Below are 14841 nucleotides of genomic sequence, written 5' to 3' on the forward strand. Positions count from 1 at the left end.
TCAGGCGTCCTGCCAAAGGGGGCTGCGTTTCTCGATGAAGGCACCGATGCCTTCCTCGGCGTCGCGGGCCAGCATGTTCTCGACCATCACGTCGGACGCATACTCATAGGCCTCGGCTAGGGTCATTTCGCGTTGCGCGTAAAAGGCGCGCTTGCCGGTGGCCAGCGTCAGGCTGGACTTGGCGGCGATCTTGCGCGCCATGGCCATGGTGGTGTCGGTCAGGACATCGGGCGCGACGGCCTCGTTCACCAGCCCGATTTCAGCCGCGCGCGAAGCGGGGACCATATCGCCGCCGAGCAGCATTTGCATGGCGTGCTTGCTGGAGAGATTGCGCGACAGGGCAACCATCGGGGTGGAGCAGAACAGCCCGATATGCACGCCGGGGGTGCTGAACCGCGCGCTGTCGGCGGCATAGGCCAGATCGCAACTGGCGACCAACTGCGCACCGGCGGCCGTGGCGATGCCGGTGACTTCGGCGATCACGGGCCTGGGGCAATGGACGATCGCCTGCATCACCCCGGAACACATCGCCATCACCCTGGCGAAATAGGCGCGGCCCCGATCCTCGGCGGCACGCCCGGCGGTCAGTTCCTTCAGATCATGTCCGGCGCAGAACGCCGGGCCGTTGGCGGCCAGAACGATCACGCGGACCGCCGGGTCCGCACTGGCCCAGGCCATGGTATCGGCCAGAGCGCCCAGCATCGCCTCGGACAGGGCATTGCGCCGCTTGGGGTCGTTCAGGGTCAGGCGCAGGATGCCGTCGGCGTCCAGATCGCGCAGCAGGATATCGGTCTGCATCTCGTCACTCCGTCAGAGGATGTTGATCTCGACGCTGTCCGCCAGCGTGTTGGCGATGAAGCAATAGCGATGCGCGCGGTCCTGCATCTCGGCCAGGGTCTTGTCGTCGACGCTGAACCCCGCGTCGAAGCGCACCACCGGATGCAGGTCGATGCGGGTCACCGACATCTGCCCGCGCGGGTTCTTGCCCAGATGGGCCTCCGCGTGGTCGTGATAGCTGGCGACCGGCCAGCCCGCCTTGGCCGCCAGGGCCAGGAAGGTCATCATGTGACAGCTCGACAGCGCCGAGGCCAGCGCCTGTTCGGGGTTGGTGTTGGCCGGGTCTCCGCCCCAGTCGGGGGCGGAATCCACGGGCAGATCGTAGCGCGGGCCATATCGGACGACATGTTCGTTCGAGTATTTCCCCGGTTGCAGCACCGGGGTGGCCCGGTGCCAGTGCAACTGGATCGACAGGTCGGACATCGAGGCGGTCCTTTCGGCGATCAGGCGGCGGCCAGCGATTTCTTCGGGTCGTAGAACGGGCATTCGACCATCACCGCCCGCACCGGACCCGAATGCGTGATGACCTCGACCTCGGCACCGATCTGGGCATATTCGGCCGAGACCATGGCGAGCGCGATGTTTTTCCCCAGGCGCGGCGAGTAGACCGCCGAGGTGACCTTGCCCACGGTCTCTTCGCCGGTGTTGATCGCCCAGAACGTGGTGTTCGGCCCCTTGAGCGGGGCGCAATCCAGCACCAGCCCGATCTGCCTGCGCGAGGGGCCCTGCTCCTTGATCCGGCGGAGCGCAGCCTTGCCGATGAATTCGGCCTCCATATCCAGATTCACCAGCCGGCCGAGGCCCAGCTCGTAGGGGTTCGTAAGGATGTCGGCGTCGGCGTGATAGGACAGCATCCCGCCTTCGATCCGGCGGATCGACGAGGTATGCCCGGGCTTCAGGCCAAAGGGCATCCCCGCGACCATGATGCGCTCCCACAGCGCGTCGCCCATCAAGCCGTCCCGCAGATAGAGCTCGTATCCCAGCTCGCTCGACCAGCCGGTACGCGAGACGATCAGCGGGATGCCGTCCAGGCTGACTTCGCGCAGCCAGTAATATTTCAGGTCCAGGATCGAGTCGCCGAACAGCGCGCGCATGATCTCGCCCGATTTCGGCCCCTGCAGCTGCAGCGGCGAGACGTCAGGCTCGCGGATCTGCACGTCCATTCCGGAATGCACCGCGACGCCTTGCGCCCAGAGCAGGATGTCGCTGTCGGCCAGCGAAATCCAGAAATGGTTCTCGGCCAGGCGCAGCAGGATCGGATCGTTCAGGATCCCGCCTTCGGCATTGGTGATCAGGATGTATTTGCACTGGCCGACCGCCATCTTCGACAAGTCGCGCGGGGTGAGCTTCTGCACGAAGGCCGCAGCGTCCGGGCCGGTGATCTCGACCTGCCGCTCGACCGCCACGTCGCACAGGATCGCATCGTTCACCAGGTTCCAGAAATTCTGCTCGGGATCGCCGAAATCGCGCGGGATATACATGTGGTTATAGACCGAGAAACCCCGCGCGCCCCACCGCACGGTGGCGTCGAAAAAGGGGGACTTGCGGATCTGGGTGCCGAAGCCGAAATCGTCTGCGTTTACCATGGTCAGAGCCCTTGCTCGCGCGCCGTTCCGAGGCCGCGCATCGTTGCGAACTGGGCGATTTTCTAAGGCCGGATGGGCGCGGGATTCGGACCGATAATCGGCCCTTGCGCGGACCGTTCGGACCTATTGTCAGGGACATGCCGAACCGTTCGGACCGGCTGGGCCCGAAGCGACCTGCCGCGTTTCAATCGCGACGCCGCGCAGTCAGCTGCGCCAGGTCCGGTTGACCGGACTTCACCTCGCGGGTGACGATATAGGTCATGTAACGATCGACCTCGACCTCGATCGAGAGCATGGCGTCTACCACTTCCTGGAACGCCGCAAGGGTTCGCGTCACCACGGTCAGAACATAGTCCATCCCGCCACCGGTCGCCACGCATTCGATGATCTCGGGACGCTGACGTACGAAGGCTTCGAAGCGTTCGAAATCGGCCTTGCGGTGCGATTTGAGCGACACCGTGACCACGATCTTGGAGAATTCGACGATCTTGTTGAGCGCCAGATCCGCGTGATAGCCGCGGACATAGCCCGCCGCCTTCAGCCGTGTCAGCCGCGCGAGGCACGGCGTCGAGGACAAACCGACCAGCTCCGCCAGCCGCGTCTTGCTGAGCTGCCCGTGCTTCTGCAAGGCGCACAGGATGCGGATGTCGGCGGCGTCGAGGCTGGTCGATTTCATCGCGATGTGTCTTTTGTGACGCGTGTTTTTCGGGCGAAACGTCGGGTCGAACGTCCTTGCGTCCATACAACGGCTTTCAAAGCCGCGCCAGATCGCCTGTTTTCGGACGGGGAGGACCATCAGCCTTGACGGAACCCAGGGGATTGCCCTTGTCCCTTAGCCTGCAATCGGCGCTGCGGGAGCTTGCTACGCCCATCCGCGGCCCGCGGGTTCCGAGGATGCGGTGGCGATCCCGAGAGGACTCGAACCCCTGACCAACTGCTTAGAAGGCAGCCGCTCTATCCAGCTGAGCTACGGGACCGCACGGCTTCCTCATGCGGCAAGAGGGGCGGTGGCGTCAAGGGCGGGGCCCGGCCCCGGCGCCGGGGGGAAGAGTATTTTCGGCTAGGTGACAGGGCCGGGCGCACGGGGCGCGCCCGGCAGGGGTTGGCAGCGCGGCTCAGAGCGGGAGCGCGTCGAGGGTGCGGGCCAGAAGGGCGAGGTTGTCCGGCTCGGAAAACCGGTGATCGGCGCCCTTGACCAGCGTCAGCCGGATGTCCGGCCCCTCGGCATGATCGAGAAGCCGCAGGGCCACCGATACCGGCACGTCTTCATCCGCCGTCCCCTGAAGCAGCCGTACCGGGAAGGGCAGGTCCAGCGGGTCGCGCAAAACGAGGCGGGTGCGGCCGTCCTCGATCAGGCGGCGGGTGATGATATAGGGGCCGTCGTCATAGTCCGAGGGCAGCGCGACCTGTCCGGTGGTCACAAGCGCATCGCGTTGCGCGGCGTCGAACCCGGCCCACATCGAATCCTCGGTGAAATCCGGCGCCGCGGCGATGCCCACCAGGGCGGCGATGCGCTCGGGCATCGCTCGGGCGCACAGAAGCGAGATCCAGCCACCCATGGACGAGCCCACCAGCACCTGCCGGCCGGTGGTGAGGCCGCTGATCGCGGCCTGCGCATCCTCGAACCAGTCGCCGATCGCGCCGTCGAGGAAGTCCCCCGAGGACTGGCCATGGCCGGAATAATCGAAGCGCAGGAAGGGGCGGCCATTCTGCTTCGCCCAGGCTTCGAGGAATTGCGCCTTGGTCCCGGTCATGTCGGATCTGAAGCCGCCGAGAAAGACTACGCCGGTGCCGGTACCCGGGGTCTGGACATAGGCGAGGCGGCGGCCCTGAGGGGTGGTGAACATGTCGGTCATGGGAGGGATGATCCTTGCGTATCCGCGCCGCGCGGGGCGACGCCGGGGACCCGGGTTTCGGGATTTTTTCTGCGGCGCGCGGGCCGCGCTTGCGCCCTGAGGCGGATTCCGTCGATTTCGGGCATCGGCGTCTCCTTGGTTGCGGCCATGATGCATGTCGGGCGGACGGGTTCAACCCGGCGCGCGGCTGTAGGGTGCGTGCTCTGCACGCACCGTTCCGGCGGGTTAGAGCGACTGCGCCAGCACCCGGCTTATCGTCGTCAGCGACTGTCCCGATTGTGCCCGCCAGGTGTTGAACGCCTCCTGCACCGCGGCCCAGGCCTTTTTCGACGCCGGCGCCTTGTCGATCACCCCCTCGGCCACCAGCCGCGCCACCACGTCGCGCGACATCAGGAACCCGTCCTTGCCCAGAGAGCGCAGCGCATAGGCGCCGGTATTGCCGCCCAGCCGCGCGCCTTCGGCCTGCAGCCATTGCACGAGACCCGCGAAGTCATCCTCGGGCCAGTCCCCGACGCGCCGCCCGAAACTGCCGCTTTCGTCGCGCACCCGGCGAATGAACTCGGCATTGTGCAGGATCGCGCGCACCTTGGGCGGCGAGCGGATGATGCGCGTATCGGTGCACAGATCGTCCTCCCATCCCGGCGGCTGGAAGGCGATGGCGGTGACGTCGAAGCCCAGGAACGCCTCTTCGATGCCAGGCCATTTCGCATCGACCACTTTCCAGCTGATCCCTGCCTGCAGGATGCCGCGCGCGAAGGCCGCAAGCCAGCGGTCCTCGGGGATGGCTGCCAGGTCGTCGGCGCTTCTGGGCCGGGGGATATCGGCCAGAACGGCATCGACGCCGCCCTTCCGGTCGGCCGCGATGGCCAGGATCTCGTCATAGCTGCGCATGGTGTCTCCTCCCGCAGGAGGATCCTGCGCGGCGCGGCGGCGATTGACAAGCGGCCGTGCACGGAGCAAGAAGCGCTCCGACATAACCCGCAACCGGGCGTTCCGTGGGCGCCAGAACGACGAGGAGCATGGCCGATGAGCCAGATTTCCCCCCAACAAATCAAGCTCTCATTCCCCGATGGCAATGTGCGCGACTACGAGGCCGGCATCACGCCCGCCGAGGTCGCGAAGTCCATCGCGCCGTCGCTGGCCAAGGCCGCGATCTCGGCGCAGGTGAACGGCCAGCATTGGGATCTGCAATGGCCGATCAAGGCCGATGCGAACATCTCGATCAACACGATGAAGGATGACGGCCCGGCGCTGGAACTGATCCGCCACGATCTGGCGCATATCATGGCGCGCGCGGTGCAGGCCTTGTGGCCCGACACCAAGGTCACGATCGGCCCGGTGCGCGATTACGGCTGGTTCTACGATTTCGACCGCGCCGAGCCCTTCACGCCCGACGATCTCGGCGCGATCGAGGCCGAGATGAAGAAAATCATCAACGCCCGCGAGCCGGTCAGGACGGAAGTCTGGTCGCGCGCCGATGCCATCGCGCATTACGAGAAAACGGGCGAGCCCTACAAGGTCGAGCTGGTCAACCGCATCCCCGAGGATCAGGACCTGCGGATGTACTGGCACGGCGACTGGCAGGATCTGTGCCGCGGGCCGCATCTGCAGCATACGGGGCAGGTGCCCGCCGATGCGTTCAAGCTGACGCATGTCGCCGGGGCCTATTGGCTGGGCGATTCCTCGCGCCCTATGCTGCAGCGGATCTACGGCGTGGCGTTCAAATCGCGCGACGATCTGAAGGCGCATATGCATATGCTGGAAGAGGCCGCCAAGCGCGACCACCGCAAGCTGGGCCGCGAGATGGACCTGTTCCACATGCAGGAAGAGGCGCCCGGCCAGATCTTCTGGCATCCGAATGGCTGGACGATCTATGCCACGCTGCAGGATTACATGCGCCGCAAGCAGCGCGTGGGCGGCTATGTCGAGGTGAACACGCCGCAGGTGGTGAACCGCAACCTGTGGGAAGCCTCGGGGCATTGGGAAAACTACCGCGAGAACATGTTCATCGTCGAGGTGGACGAAGAGGGCGCGAAGGAAAAGACCATCAACGCGCTGAAGCCGATGAACTGCCCGTGTCACGTGCAGATCTTCAACCATGGCCTGAAATCCTATCGCGACCTGCCGCTGCGCATGGCCGAGTTCGGCTCGTGCGCGCGCTATGAGCCTTCGGGCGCGCTGCACGGCATCATGCGCGTGCGCGGCTTCACGCAGGACGATGGCCATATCTTCGCGATGGAAAGCCAGATCGAGGCCGAGGCGAAGCGCTTCATCGAATTCCTTGCCGATGTCTATGCCGAGCTCGGGTTCGACAAGTGGCGCATCAAGCTGTCGACACGCCCCGAAAAGCGCATCGGCACCGAGGAAAGCTGGGATTTCGCCGAGGCCGCGCTGGCCGACGCCGTCACGGCGGCGGGCTATGCCTATGAGATCTTCGAAGGCGAGGGCGCGTTCTACGGGCCGAAGCTGGAATTCGTGTTGACCGACGCGATCGGTCGCGACTGGCAATGCGGCACGTTCCAGGTCGATCCGAACCTGCCCGAGCGGCTGGATGCCAGCTATATCGGCGCCGACGGGGCCAAGCATCGTCCGATCATGCTGCACCGCGCCTGTGTCGGCTCGTTCGAGCGGTTCATCGGCATCCTGATCGAGAACTATTCGGGCAAGCTGCCGCTGTGGCTGGCGCCGCAGCAGGTGGTCGTGGCCTCGATCGTCTCGGAAGCGGACGACTATGTGCACGAGGTCGTGGCCGAGCTGCAGAACGCCGGTCTGCGCGCCGAGGCCGACATCCGCAACGAGAAGATCAACTACAAGGTGCGCGAGCATTCGCTGGCCAAGGTGCCGGTGATCCTGGCCGTGGGCGCGCGCGAAGTGGCCGAGCGCACGGTTTCCGTGCGCCGTCTGGGCGAGAACAAGACGCAGACCGCGTCGCTGGAGGCCCTGGTGGCCGATCTGATCGCCGAAGCGACGCCGCCCGACATGCGCTGAGCCGCCGCGCAGGCGTTCCGATACTGAAAACGGGCCGGGGCATCGCCGCCGGCCCGTTTTCTTTACCTCGTTCGGAGGGTCACGCCTGTGCCTGTTCCACAAGCCGCGCGCGGTCCAGAACCCGGATCGTGTTGCGTTCCATCGCGATGATGCCGTCGCGGCGCAGCGCGCCCAGGATCCGGTTCACGCGCTGACGCGAGCATCCCACCAGCGTCGCCAGATAGGCCTGGCTGAGATGGGTTTCGGGATGGTCGGGCGTGGTGAACTGGTTGAGATACAGGCAGACCCGCTGTTCGGCCGGATAGAACTGCCCGATCGTGCGCAGCTGGTTGTCGCGCGCCAGCCGCTCATGCAGGATCGCCGCAAGGTTGCGGATCAGGATCCGTGGCGGGACATGGCGCAGAAGGGCCTCGGCGCTGCAATAGATCACCGTGGTATTCGCCAGCGCCGTGCAGCTTGCCGCGCAGGGCCGGTCTGACAGGGCCTCGACCTCGCCCACCACCTCGCCGGTGGTGGCGACATGCAGGATCACGGCATTGCCCTGTGGATCGACGTAACTGATCTCGACCCGGCCGCGCACGACGATATAGCAGCCCCGGGCCGGTTCGCCCTGCACCAGCAGCGGTGTCGATTCGTGGTAGGAACTGACCGGGCATTCGGCCAGCAGGGCCTTGCGCGGCTCCGGCTCGACGCCGCGCAGAAGGTCAGCTTCCGACAGAAGCGAAAAATGCCCCTGATGGATCATGCGCCGCCCGCCACGCAACCGCGCTGACGTCGGGCAATTATCCGGTGCGTCGTGGACTGCCGGGTCTCACCACATAAACGCGCCATTCCGTGTCACTCCGCCTGTATCAGGAAGAACATCCTGAAACATTTTACCAATTGGTAAAGCGAAATGAAAGACTGGCTACTCTTACTCCCTGTTCCCTTGCCTCTTGGCAGGGGCCCACGCCCGCACCGGAACCGTCCCGGCGGTTGGTTAATATCATTAATCTAGCGCAGAGCACGCGGCCGAGTGTCGCGCTGACGACAGTTCGCGAAAATTATCCCGCATCAACGACTTGCGCCGTCTCCTGATGCGGCCCCGATCCCGTCCCGCAAGGGGAATCGGCACCGGGGGCGACCAGGCCGGGCAGGTGCGCTCAGCTTCGCGCGGGAACGCGCGTGATCTTCGCGCCCATCGCGTTCAGACGTTCGTCGATACGCTCGTAGCCGCGTTCGATCTGCTGGGCGTTGTTGATGGTCGAGGTCCCCTCGGCGCACATCGCGGCGATCAGCATCGCCATCCCGGCGCGGATATCGGGGCTTTCCAGCCGCGAGCCGCGCATGTCCGACTTGCCAGCGACGATGGCGCGGTGCGGGTCGCACAGCACGATGCGCGCGCCCATTGCGATCAGCTTGTCGACGAAGAACATGCGGCTTTCGAACATCTTCTCGAACATCATCACCACGCCTTCGCATTGCGTCGCGGTAACGATGGCGATCGACATCGTGTCGGCCGGGAAGGCGGGCCAGGGCTGGTCGGAAATGGTCGGGATATGCCCGCCGAAATCGGCCTGCACCTTCATTTCCTGCTCGGCCGGGATATACAGGTCGTCGCCCCGGATCTGGCAGCGGATACCCAGACGTTCGAAATTCATCAGGGTCGAGCGCAGATGCTCGACACCGGCGTTCTTGATGGTGATCTCGGATTTCGTCACCGCGGCCAGCCCGATGAGCGAGCCGACCTCGATATGGTCGGGGCCGATCTTGTGCTGGCAGCCATGCAGTTTCTGGCCGCCACGGATGGTCATCGTGTTGGTGCCGATGCCCTCGATCTTCGCGCCCATCGCGTTGAGGAACAGCGCCAGATCCTGCACATGCGGCTCCGAGGCACAGTTGCGCAGGATCGTCACGCCCTCGGCGCAGACGGCGGCGCAGAGCGCGTTCTCGGTCGCGGTCACCGAGGGTTCGTCCAGGAACACATCCGCGCCCTTCAGCCCGTCGGCCTTGAAGATGTAATGCCCGTTGGTCTTGATCTTCGCACCCAGCTGCTCCAGCGCCAGGAAATGGGTGTCCACCCGGCGCCGGCCGATCACGTCGCCCCCAGGCGGTGGCAATTCGACCTCGCCGCAACGCGCCAGCATCGGCCCGGCCAAAAGGATCGAGGCCCGCACGCGGGCGCACAGGTCCGGGTCCAGATCCGCGGGCCGCAGTGTTTTCGCGTGGATTTCCAGATGGTTGCGGCCCAGCCAGCGGGCTTCGGCGCCGACCGACTGGATCAGCTCGACCAGCACCTCGATATCGCGGATACGCGGGACATTGGTCAGCTCGACCCGTTCATCGGTCAACAGCGCCGCCGCCACGATGGGCAGGGCGGCGTTCTTGTTGCCCGAAGGCTCGATCTCGCCCGAAAGCGAGAAACCGCCCTCGACGATGTATTGGATCCGTTCGTGCGGTTGTGAAACGCCCATTGCTCGGTGCCCCTCGTTTTTTATCACGCGTAGCAAATCTTAGCGGTAACGGGAACCGACTTTCCGGTGAAGCTCAGGGCTTCCAGCGCAGGAAGTTGCCGATCAGGCGAAGCCCCGCCGACTGGCTCTTCTCGGGGTGGAACTGGGTGCCCAGCACGTTGTCGCGCCCGATGATCGCCGTCACCGGCCCGCCATACTCGACATGCGCCAGCAGATCGGCCTGCTCGGCGACCTCGAAGCGATAGGAATGAACGAAATAGGCGTGATCGCCGGTCTGCAGCCCGTCGAGCACCGGATGCGGCCGGTCGATGACCATGTCGTTCCAGCCCATATGCGGCACCTTCATCGACGGCTCGGACGGGGTGATGCGCACCACGTCGCCGGGGATCCAGCCAAGACCGGGCGTGTCCTCGTATTCATGGCCCGTCGTGGCCAGAAGCTGCATCCCGACGCAGATTCCGAGGAAGGGCTTGCCGTCCTTCAGCACCGCTTCGGCCAGCGCCTCGACCATGCCGGTGACGGCCATGAGTTCGCGCTTGCAGGCCGGGAAGGCGCCGTCGCCGGGCAACACCACGCGGTCGGCGCGCAGCACGTCCTCGGGGCGGTTGGTGACCAGCACCTCGCCGCCATCCACCTCGCGCGCCATCCGCTCGAAGGCCTTCTGCGCCGAGTGCAGGTTGCCGGATTCGTAATCGACCAGGACCGTCAGCATCGGATCACAGCGTTCCCTTGGTCGAGGGGACGGCATCGGCCTTGCGCGGGTCGATCTCGACCGCCGCCCGCAGCGCCCGCGCCACGGCCTTGAACGCGGCCTCGGCAATGTGGTGGCTGTTGACGCCATGCACCTTGTCGACATGCAGCGTGATGCCGCCATGCGTGCTGAAGGCCTGGAAGAATTCGCGCACCAGTTCGGTATCGAAGGTGCCGATCTTTTGCGTCGGCATCTCGCAATGCCAGATCAGGAACGGCCGCCCCGACAGGTCGAGCGCGCATTTCACCTGCGCGTCGTCCATCGGCAGCGTGCATTCGCCGTAGCGGCGGATGCCCTTCTTGTCGCCCAGGGCCTTGGCCAGGGCCTGACCCAGCGCGATTCCGGTATCCTCGACCGTGTGATGGTCGTCGATATGCAGATCGCCATCGGCGCGGATCGTCAGGTCGATCAGGGCGTGCCGGGCCAACTGATCGAGCATGTGGTCGAAGAAACCCACGCCGGTCTGGTTGTCATAGCTGCCGCTGCCGTCGAGATCGACGGCCACCGAGATATCGGTCTCGGCGGTCTTGCGGGTAATCGTGGCGCTGCGCATGGGCTCTCATCCGTCGCTGGAACGGGGAGGGTATAGGGCGGGGGCGGGCGGTTTGCTAGCCCTCATACCCTTCGACGATCACCAGATCCGCCTGCGAGATCGGGTCGCGGATCGCCTTGGCCGCCTGGTATTCCGGGCTGTCGAAACAGGCGGTCGCGGCGGCGAGATCGGGGAATTCGATCACCACGGTCCGCGCCCGGCTCTGGCCCTCGCGCTGGGTCTGCGGTCCGCCCCGGACAATGAAGCGCGCGCCGTATTTCTCGAAGGCTATGGCATTGGCCTCGCGGTATTTCGCGTAGATCTCGGGGTCGTCGACATCGACATGCGCCACCCAATAGGCTTTGGGCATCGGGGTTCCTCCTGTTTCCGGGCGCGAGAGTGTCGTCGCAGGCGGGGGGATGCAAGGGGGAAAGGGCGGACGGGAGGGAGCTGGTGACAGGCCCGACCCGGCCAGCGTCGCGCTCCCGCCCGGGCCGGTCGCGGTCGGGCCCGGATCAATTTCCGGGCGGCGGCCTGCGGGATCCGGGGCCTGCCGCGCGGTTTGCCTGACATTCTGCCGGTTGCCCGTGGGTTTCACTTTTCCAACAAAGTTCCCCAAAGATCATAGTCAGAAGCCTCATCGACTTCCACTTTTACGATGTCACCCGGTTGAAGCAGCTCGAAGCCTTCGTCGATGAACAGATTGCCGTCGATCTCGGGCGCATCGGCCTTGGTGCGGCAGGTCGCGCCTTCCTCGTCCACCTCGTCGACGATGACCTCCTGCACGGTTCCGACCCTGGCCGCCAGCTTCGCCTCGGAGATGGCCTGCGCCTTCTCCATGAAACGTTCCCAGCGTTCCTGTTTCACCTCGGGCGCGACATGGTCGGGCAGCGCGTTCGAGCGTGCGCCCGCGACATTCTCGTACTGGAAGCAGCCGACGCGGTCGAGCTGCGCCTCGTCGAGCCAGTCGAGCAGCGTCTGGAACTCGGCCTCGGTCTCGCCCGGATAGCCCACGATGAAGGTCGAACGCAGCACGATCTCTGGACAGTCGGCGCGCCAGCGGGCGATCTCGTCGAGCGTTTTCGCCGCCGCCGCGGGCCGCGCCATGCGTTTGAGCGTGTCGGGATGGGCATGTTGGAAAGGGATGTCGAGATAGGGCAGCACCAGCCCCTCGGCCATCAGCGGGATCAGGTCGCGCACATGCGGATAGGGATAGACGTAATGGAGCCGCACCCAGGCGCCGAGGCTGCCGAGATCGCGCGCCAGATCGGTGATATGCGCCCGGTGGCCGCGCGCTTCGGCATGCTTGATGTCGATGCCGTAGGCCGAGGTGTCCTGACTGATCACCAGCAATTCCTTCACGCCCGCCTCGACCAGCTTCTCGGCCTCGCGGATCACCGCATGGGCGGGGCGGCTGACCAGTCGGCCGCGCATGTCGGGAATGATGCAGAACTTGCACTTGTGATTGCAGCCCTCGGAGATCTTCAGATAGCTGAAATGCCGGGGCGTCAGCTTGATCCCCGAGGCCGGGAGGAGGTCGACGAAAGGGTCGGGCGCGGGCGGCACGGCGCCGTGCACGGCATCGAGCACCTGCTCGTATTGATGCGGGCCGGTCACCGCCATCACCTTGGGATGCGCGCCGGTGATGTAATCGGGCTCGGCGCCCAGGCAGCCGGTGACGATGACCTTGCCGTTCTCGCGCAGGGCCTCGCCGATCGCCTCGAGGCTTTCGGCCTTGGCGCTGTCAAGAAACCCGCAGGTATTGACGATCACCGCATCCGCGCCTGCGTAATCGGGGCTGATCGCGTAGCCTTCGGCCCTGAGCCGCGTCAGGATGCGTTCGCTGTCGACCAGCGCCTTGGGGCAGCCGAGACTGACCATGCCGATGGTCGGCTGGCCGTCGCGCGGCGCGTCCTGGATCAGCGCGCGGGGCGCCAGGTCTGGGCGGAGATTGGGCGGGTTCTGACTCATGGCGCGCATATACGCTTCAAGCCCCGCGCCGCAAAGCCCCCTTCACTTTGTTTCAAAAACTCTCGGGGGCTCCCAAGGGGGCAGACAGCCCCCTTGGCTTTCTGATCGGGGGGGCAGACAGCCCTTGGCGGGGGAGCGCGAGGGGGCAGGGCCCCCTCGCTTCCTCAGACGCCTTCGTCGAACGGGTCGAAACTGTCGGCCGAGGCCCGGCGCCAGCGCTTGATATAGCCGAAACGGTCCTCTTCCTCGCGCAGAAGGAAGCCTTCGGGCATGTAGGGAAAGACCTCCTGCCCGGTGACCATCTCGCGATCGTTCTCGCGCATCATCAGGTGCCAGGGCAGGAAATCCGACGGATGCGTGAGCCCCGCCGCGCCGGCCATGTCGCCCAAAGCCTTCATCGTGTTGCGGTGGAAATTCGCCACGCGCTGCGCCTTGTCGCCCACGACCAGCGCGCGCGAGCGTTGCGGGTCCTGCGTCGCCACGCCCGACGGGCAGTGATTGGTGTGGCAGGCCTGCGCCTGGATGCAGCCGATCGAGAACATGAAGCCGCGCGCGGAATTGGCCCAGTCGGCGCCCATGGCGAGCGCCTTGGCGATGTCGAAGGCATGGATCAGCTTGCCCGAGGCGCCGATCTTCACCCGGTCGCGAAGCCCCGCGCCGCGAAGGGCATTGTGCACGAAGGTCAGCCCCTCGGTCAGCGGCATGCCCATATGGTTGGCGAATTCCAGAGGCGCCGCGCCGGTGCCGCCTTCCTTGCCGTCGACGACGATGAAATCGGGCGTGATGCCGGTTTTCAGCATCGCCTTGACGATGCACATGAATTCCCGCCGGTGGCCAAGGCACAGCTTGAAGCCGGTGGGCTTGCCGCCCGACAGGTCGCGCAACCGGGCGATGAATTCCATCATCTCGACCGGGGTTTCGAAGGCGTTATGCGCATCGGGGGAATGGCAGTCGACGCCCATCGGCACGCCGCGCGCCTCGGCGATCTCGGGCGTGATCTTGGCGGCGGGTAGGATGCCGCCCTGGCCGGGCTTGGCGCCCTGGCTGAGTTTCAGCTCGATCATCTTGACCTGCGGATCGGCCGCGTTCTGGGCGAACTTGTCGGGATCGAACCGCCCGTCATCGGTGCGACAGCCGAAATAGCCGGTGCCGATTTCCCAGATCAGGTCGCCCCCGCCTTCGCGGTGATAGCGCGAGATCCCGCCCTCGCCGGTGTCATGCGCGAAGCCCTGCATCTTCGCGCCCTTGTTGAGCGCCAGGATCGCGTTGGCCGACAGGGCGCCAAAGCTCATGGCCGAGATGTTGTAGATCGACAGGTCGTAGGGCTGCTTGCAATCGGGGCCGCCAACCTTGATGCGGAAATCGGTATTCTCGATCTTCTTGGGACGGATCGAATGGGTCAGCCACATATAGCCGCTGCCGTAGACCGCTTCCTTGGTGCCGAAGGGTCGCTTGTCTTCGACATTCTTGGCGCGCTGGTAGACGATGTTGCGATCCTCGCGCGAGAAGGGGACTTCGGCGTCGTCCTCTTCCAGCAGGTATTGCCGGATCTCGGGGCGGATCATCTCGAACAGGTAGCGCATGTGGCCCAGGACGGGATAATTGCGCAGGATCGCGTGGTTGACCTGCATCATGTCGTAGACGCCGAGCGCGGTCAGCCCGCCGAAGAGAAGCACCAGCAGCACGAACCAGGCCGAGACCGGAATCAGCGCGACCGATACCAGTGTCATCACGATACACAGGGTAAAGGTCGAGTATCTCAGCAGCCGCGACAGCATGGCGTTCCTCCGCTTTGGTTCCGCCCGCGGAGCCTAGCAGAGGAAGTGTTACTGAACACCCCTCGGTGTTACCGATCACAACAGGCGGC

Annotated in this window: 14 protein-coding genes and 1 tRNA gene; 1 reads left to right on the forward strand and 14 read right to left on the reverse strand. The window is 65.3% G+C overall.

The window, feature by feature from the left end:
- From C4N9_RS11430 to C4N9_RS11460, 7 genes are all read right to left on the reverse strand, one after another.
- Positions 1 to 798 (reverse strand): enoyl-CoA hydratase, encoded by a 798-nt coding sequence (locus C4N9_RS11430; protein ID WP_109533454.1) that lies wholly within the window; start codon positions 796 to 798, stop codon positions 1 to 3.
- 12 nt (positions 799 to 810) lie between these two features.
- Positions 811 to 1260, reverse strand: a complete 450-nt coding sequence (locus C4N9_RS11435; RefSeq protein WP_109533455.1) for an OsmC family protein — start codon at positions 1258 to 1260, stop codon at positions 811 to 813.
- Between the two features lie 20 nt (positions 1261 to 1280).
- Complete coding sequence (locus C4N9_RS11440) at positions 1281 to 2423, reverse strand: glycine cleavage T C-terminal barrel domain-containing protein (RefSeq protein ID WP_109533456.1); 1143 nt, start codon at positions 2421 to 2423, stop codon at positions 1281 to 1283.
- A gap of 184 nt (positions 2424 to 2607) precedes the next feature.
- A complete protein-coding gene (locus C4N9_RS11445) occupies positions 2608 to 3099 on the reverse strand; it encodes an Lrp/AsnC family transcriptional regulator (RefSeq protein ID WP_109533457.1) in 492 nt (163 codons plus the stop codon).
- Positions 3100 to 3323: 224 nt separating this feature from the next.
- Positions 3324 to 3400, reverse strand: a tRNA-Arg gene (locus C4N9_RS11450).
- A gap of 138 nt (positions 3401 to 3538) precedes the next feature.
- Entirely contained in the window at positions 3539 to 4279 is a 741-nt protein-coding gene (locus tag C4N9_RS11455) for an alpha/beta hydrolase (RefSeq protein ID WP_109533458.1), read from the reverse strand.
- Positions 4280 to 4504: 225 nt separating this feature from the next.
- On the reverse strand, positions 4505 to 5170 hold the full coding sequence (locus tag C4N9_RS11460) for a DNA-3-methyladenine glycosylase I (protein ID WP_109533459.1): 666 nt from the start codon (positions 5168 to 5170) through the stop codon (positions 4505 to 4507).
- Between the two features lie 135 nt (positions 5171 to 5305).
- Between C4N9_RS11460 and thrS the strand changes: the two genes are divergently transcribed.
- Complete coding sequence (gene thrS, locus C4N9_RS11465) at positions 5306 to 7267, forward strand: threonine--tRNA ligase (RefSeq protein ID WP_109533460.1); 1962 nt, start codon at positions 5306 to 5308, stop codon at positions 7265 to 7267.
- A 79-nt stretch (positions 7268 to 7346) separates the two neighbouring features.
- Here the strand turns inward: thrS and C4N9_RS11470 are convergent, their stop codons facing one another.
- The 7 genes from C4N9_RS11470 to C4N9_RS11500 form a co-directional block, all read right to left on the reverse strand.
- Positions 7347 to 8012 carry a Crp/Fnr family transcriptional regulator gene (locus C4N9_RS11470; RefSeq protein WP_109533461.1) on the reverse strand — a complete coding sequence of 222 codons (666 nt, stop codon included), beginning with the start codon at positions 8010 to 8012 and terminating at the stop codon, positions 7347 to 7349.
- A 397-nt stretch (positions 8013 to 8409) separates the two neighbouring features.
- Entirely contained in the window at positions 8410 to 9720 is a 1311-nt protein-coding gene (gene murA, locus C4N9_RS11475; protein WP_109533462.1) for a UDP-N-acetylglucosamine 1-carboxyvinyltransferase, read from the reverse strand.
- A 73-nt stretch (positions 9721 to 9793) separates the two neighbouring features.
- On the reverse strand, positions 9794 to 10432 hold the full coding sequence (gene hisH, locus C4N9_RS11480) for an imidazole glycerol phosphate synthase subunit HisH (protein ID WP_109533463.1): 639 nt from the start codon (positions 10430 to 10432) through the stop codon (positions 9794 to 9796).
- Positions 10433 to 10436: 4 nt separating this feature from the next.
- The gene (hisB, locus tag C4N9_RS11485; protein ID WP_109533464.1) at positions 10437 to 11024 is read right to left on the reverse strand and encodes an imidazoleglycerol-phosphate dehydratase HisB; all 588 of its coding nucleotides are present in this window, start codon (positions 11022 to 11024) and stop codon (positions 10437 to 10439) included.
- A 55-nt stretch (positions 11025 to 11079) separates the two neighbouring features.
- On the reverse strand, positions 11080 to 11373 hold the full coding sequence (locus C4N9_RS11490) for a DUF1330 domain-containing protein (RefSeq protein WP_109533465.1): 294 nt from the start codon (positions 11371 to 11373) through the stop codon (positions 11080 to 11082).
- Positions 11374 to 11597: 224 nt separating this feature from the next.
- Positions 11598 to 12974 carry a 30S ribosomal protein S12 methylthiotransferase RimO gene (rimO, locus tag C4N9_RS11495; protein WP_210404021.1) on the reverse strand — a complete coding sequence of 459 codons (1377 nt, stop codon included), beginning with the start codon at positions 12972 to 12974 and terminating at the stop codon, positions 11598 to 11600.
- Positions 12975 to 13138: 164 nt separating this feature from the next.
- Positions 13139 to 14752 (reverse strand): FMN-binding glutamate synthase family protein, encoded by a 1614-nt coding sequence (locus C4N9_RS11500; RefSeq protein ID WP_109533467.1) that lies wholly within the window; start codon positions 14750 to 14752, stop codon positions 13139 to 13141.
- Between the last annotated feature and the right edge of the window lie 89 nt (positions 14753 to 14841).

Source organism: Pararhodobacter marinus, assembly GCF_003122215.1.
GTDB classification, from domain to species: domain Bacteria; phylum Pseudomonadota; class Alphaproteobacteria; order Rhodobacterales; family Rhodobacteraceae; genus Pararhodobacter; species Pararhodobacter marinus.

Coding starts and splice junctions, on each gene's coding strand:
- thrS (WP_109533460.1), top strand. CDS start 5,306: ATGAGCCAGATTTCCCCCCAACAAATCAAGCTCTCATTCCCCGATGGC.
- C4N9_RS11500 (WP_109533467.1), bottom strand. CDS start 14,752: ATGCTGTCGCGGCTGCTGAGATACTCGACCTTTACCCTGTGTATCGTG.
- C4N9_RS11430 (WP_109533454.1), bottom strand. CDS start 798: ATGCAGACCGATATCCTGCTGCGCGATCTGGACGCCGACGGCATCCTG.
- rimO (WP_210404021.1), bottom strand. CDS start 12,974: ATGAGTCAGAACCCGCCCAATCTCCGCCCAGACCTGGCGCCCCGCGCG.
- C4N9_RS11455 (WP_109533458.1), bottom strand. CDS start 4,279: ATGACCGACATGTTCACCACCCCTCAGGGCCGCCGCCTCGCCTATGTC.
- C4N9_RS11460 (WP_109533459.1), bottom strand. CDS start 5,170: ATGCGCAGCTATGACGAGATCCTGGCCATCGCGGCCGACCGGAAGGGC.
- hisB (WP_109533464.1), bottom strand. CDS start 11,024: ATGCGCAGCGCCACGATTACCCGCAAGACCGCCGAGACCGATATCTCG.
- C4N9_RS11445 (WP_109533457.1), bottom strand. CDS start 3,099: ATGAAATCGACCAGCCTCGACGCCGCCGACATCCGCATCCTGTGCGCC.
- C4N9_RS11490 (WP_109533465.1), bottom strand. CDS start 11,373: ATGCCCAAAGCCTATTGGGTGGCGCATGTCGATGTCGACGACCCCGAG.
- C4N9_RS11440 (WP_109533456.1), bottom strand. CDS start 2,423: ATGGTAAACGCAGACGATTTCGGCTTCGGCACCCAGATCCGCAAGTCC.
- murA (WP_109533462.1), bottom strand. CDS start 9,720: ATGGGCGTTTCACAACCGCACGAACGGATCCAATACATCGTCGAGGGC.
- C4N9_RS11435 (WP_109533455.1), bottom strand. CDS start 1,260: ATGTCCGACCTGTCGATCCAGTTGCACTGGCACCGGGCCACCCCGGTG.
- C4N9_RS11470 (WP_109533461.1), bottom strand. CDS start 8,012: ATGATCCATCAGGGGCATTTTTCGCTTCTGTCGGAAGCTGACCTTCTG.
- hisH (WP_109533463.1), bottom strand. CDS start 10,432: ATGCTGACGGTCCTGGTCGATTACGAATCCGGCAACCTGCACTCGGCG.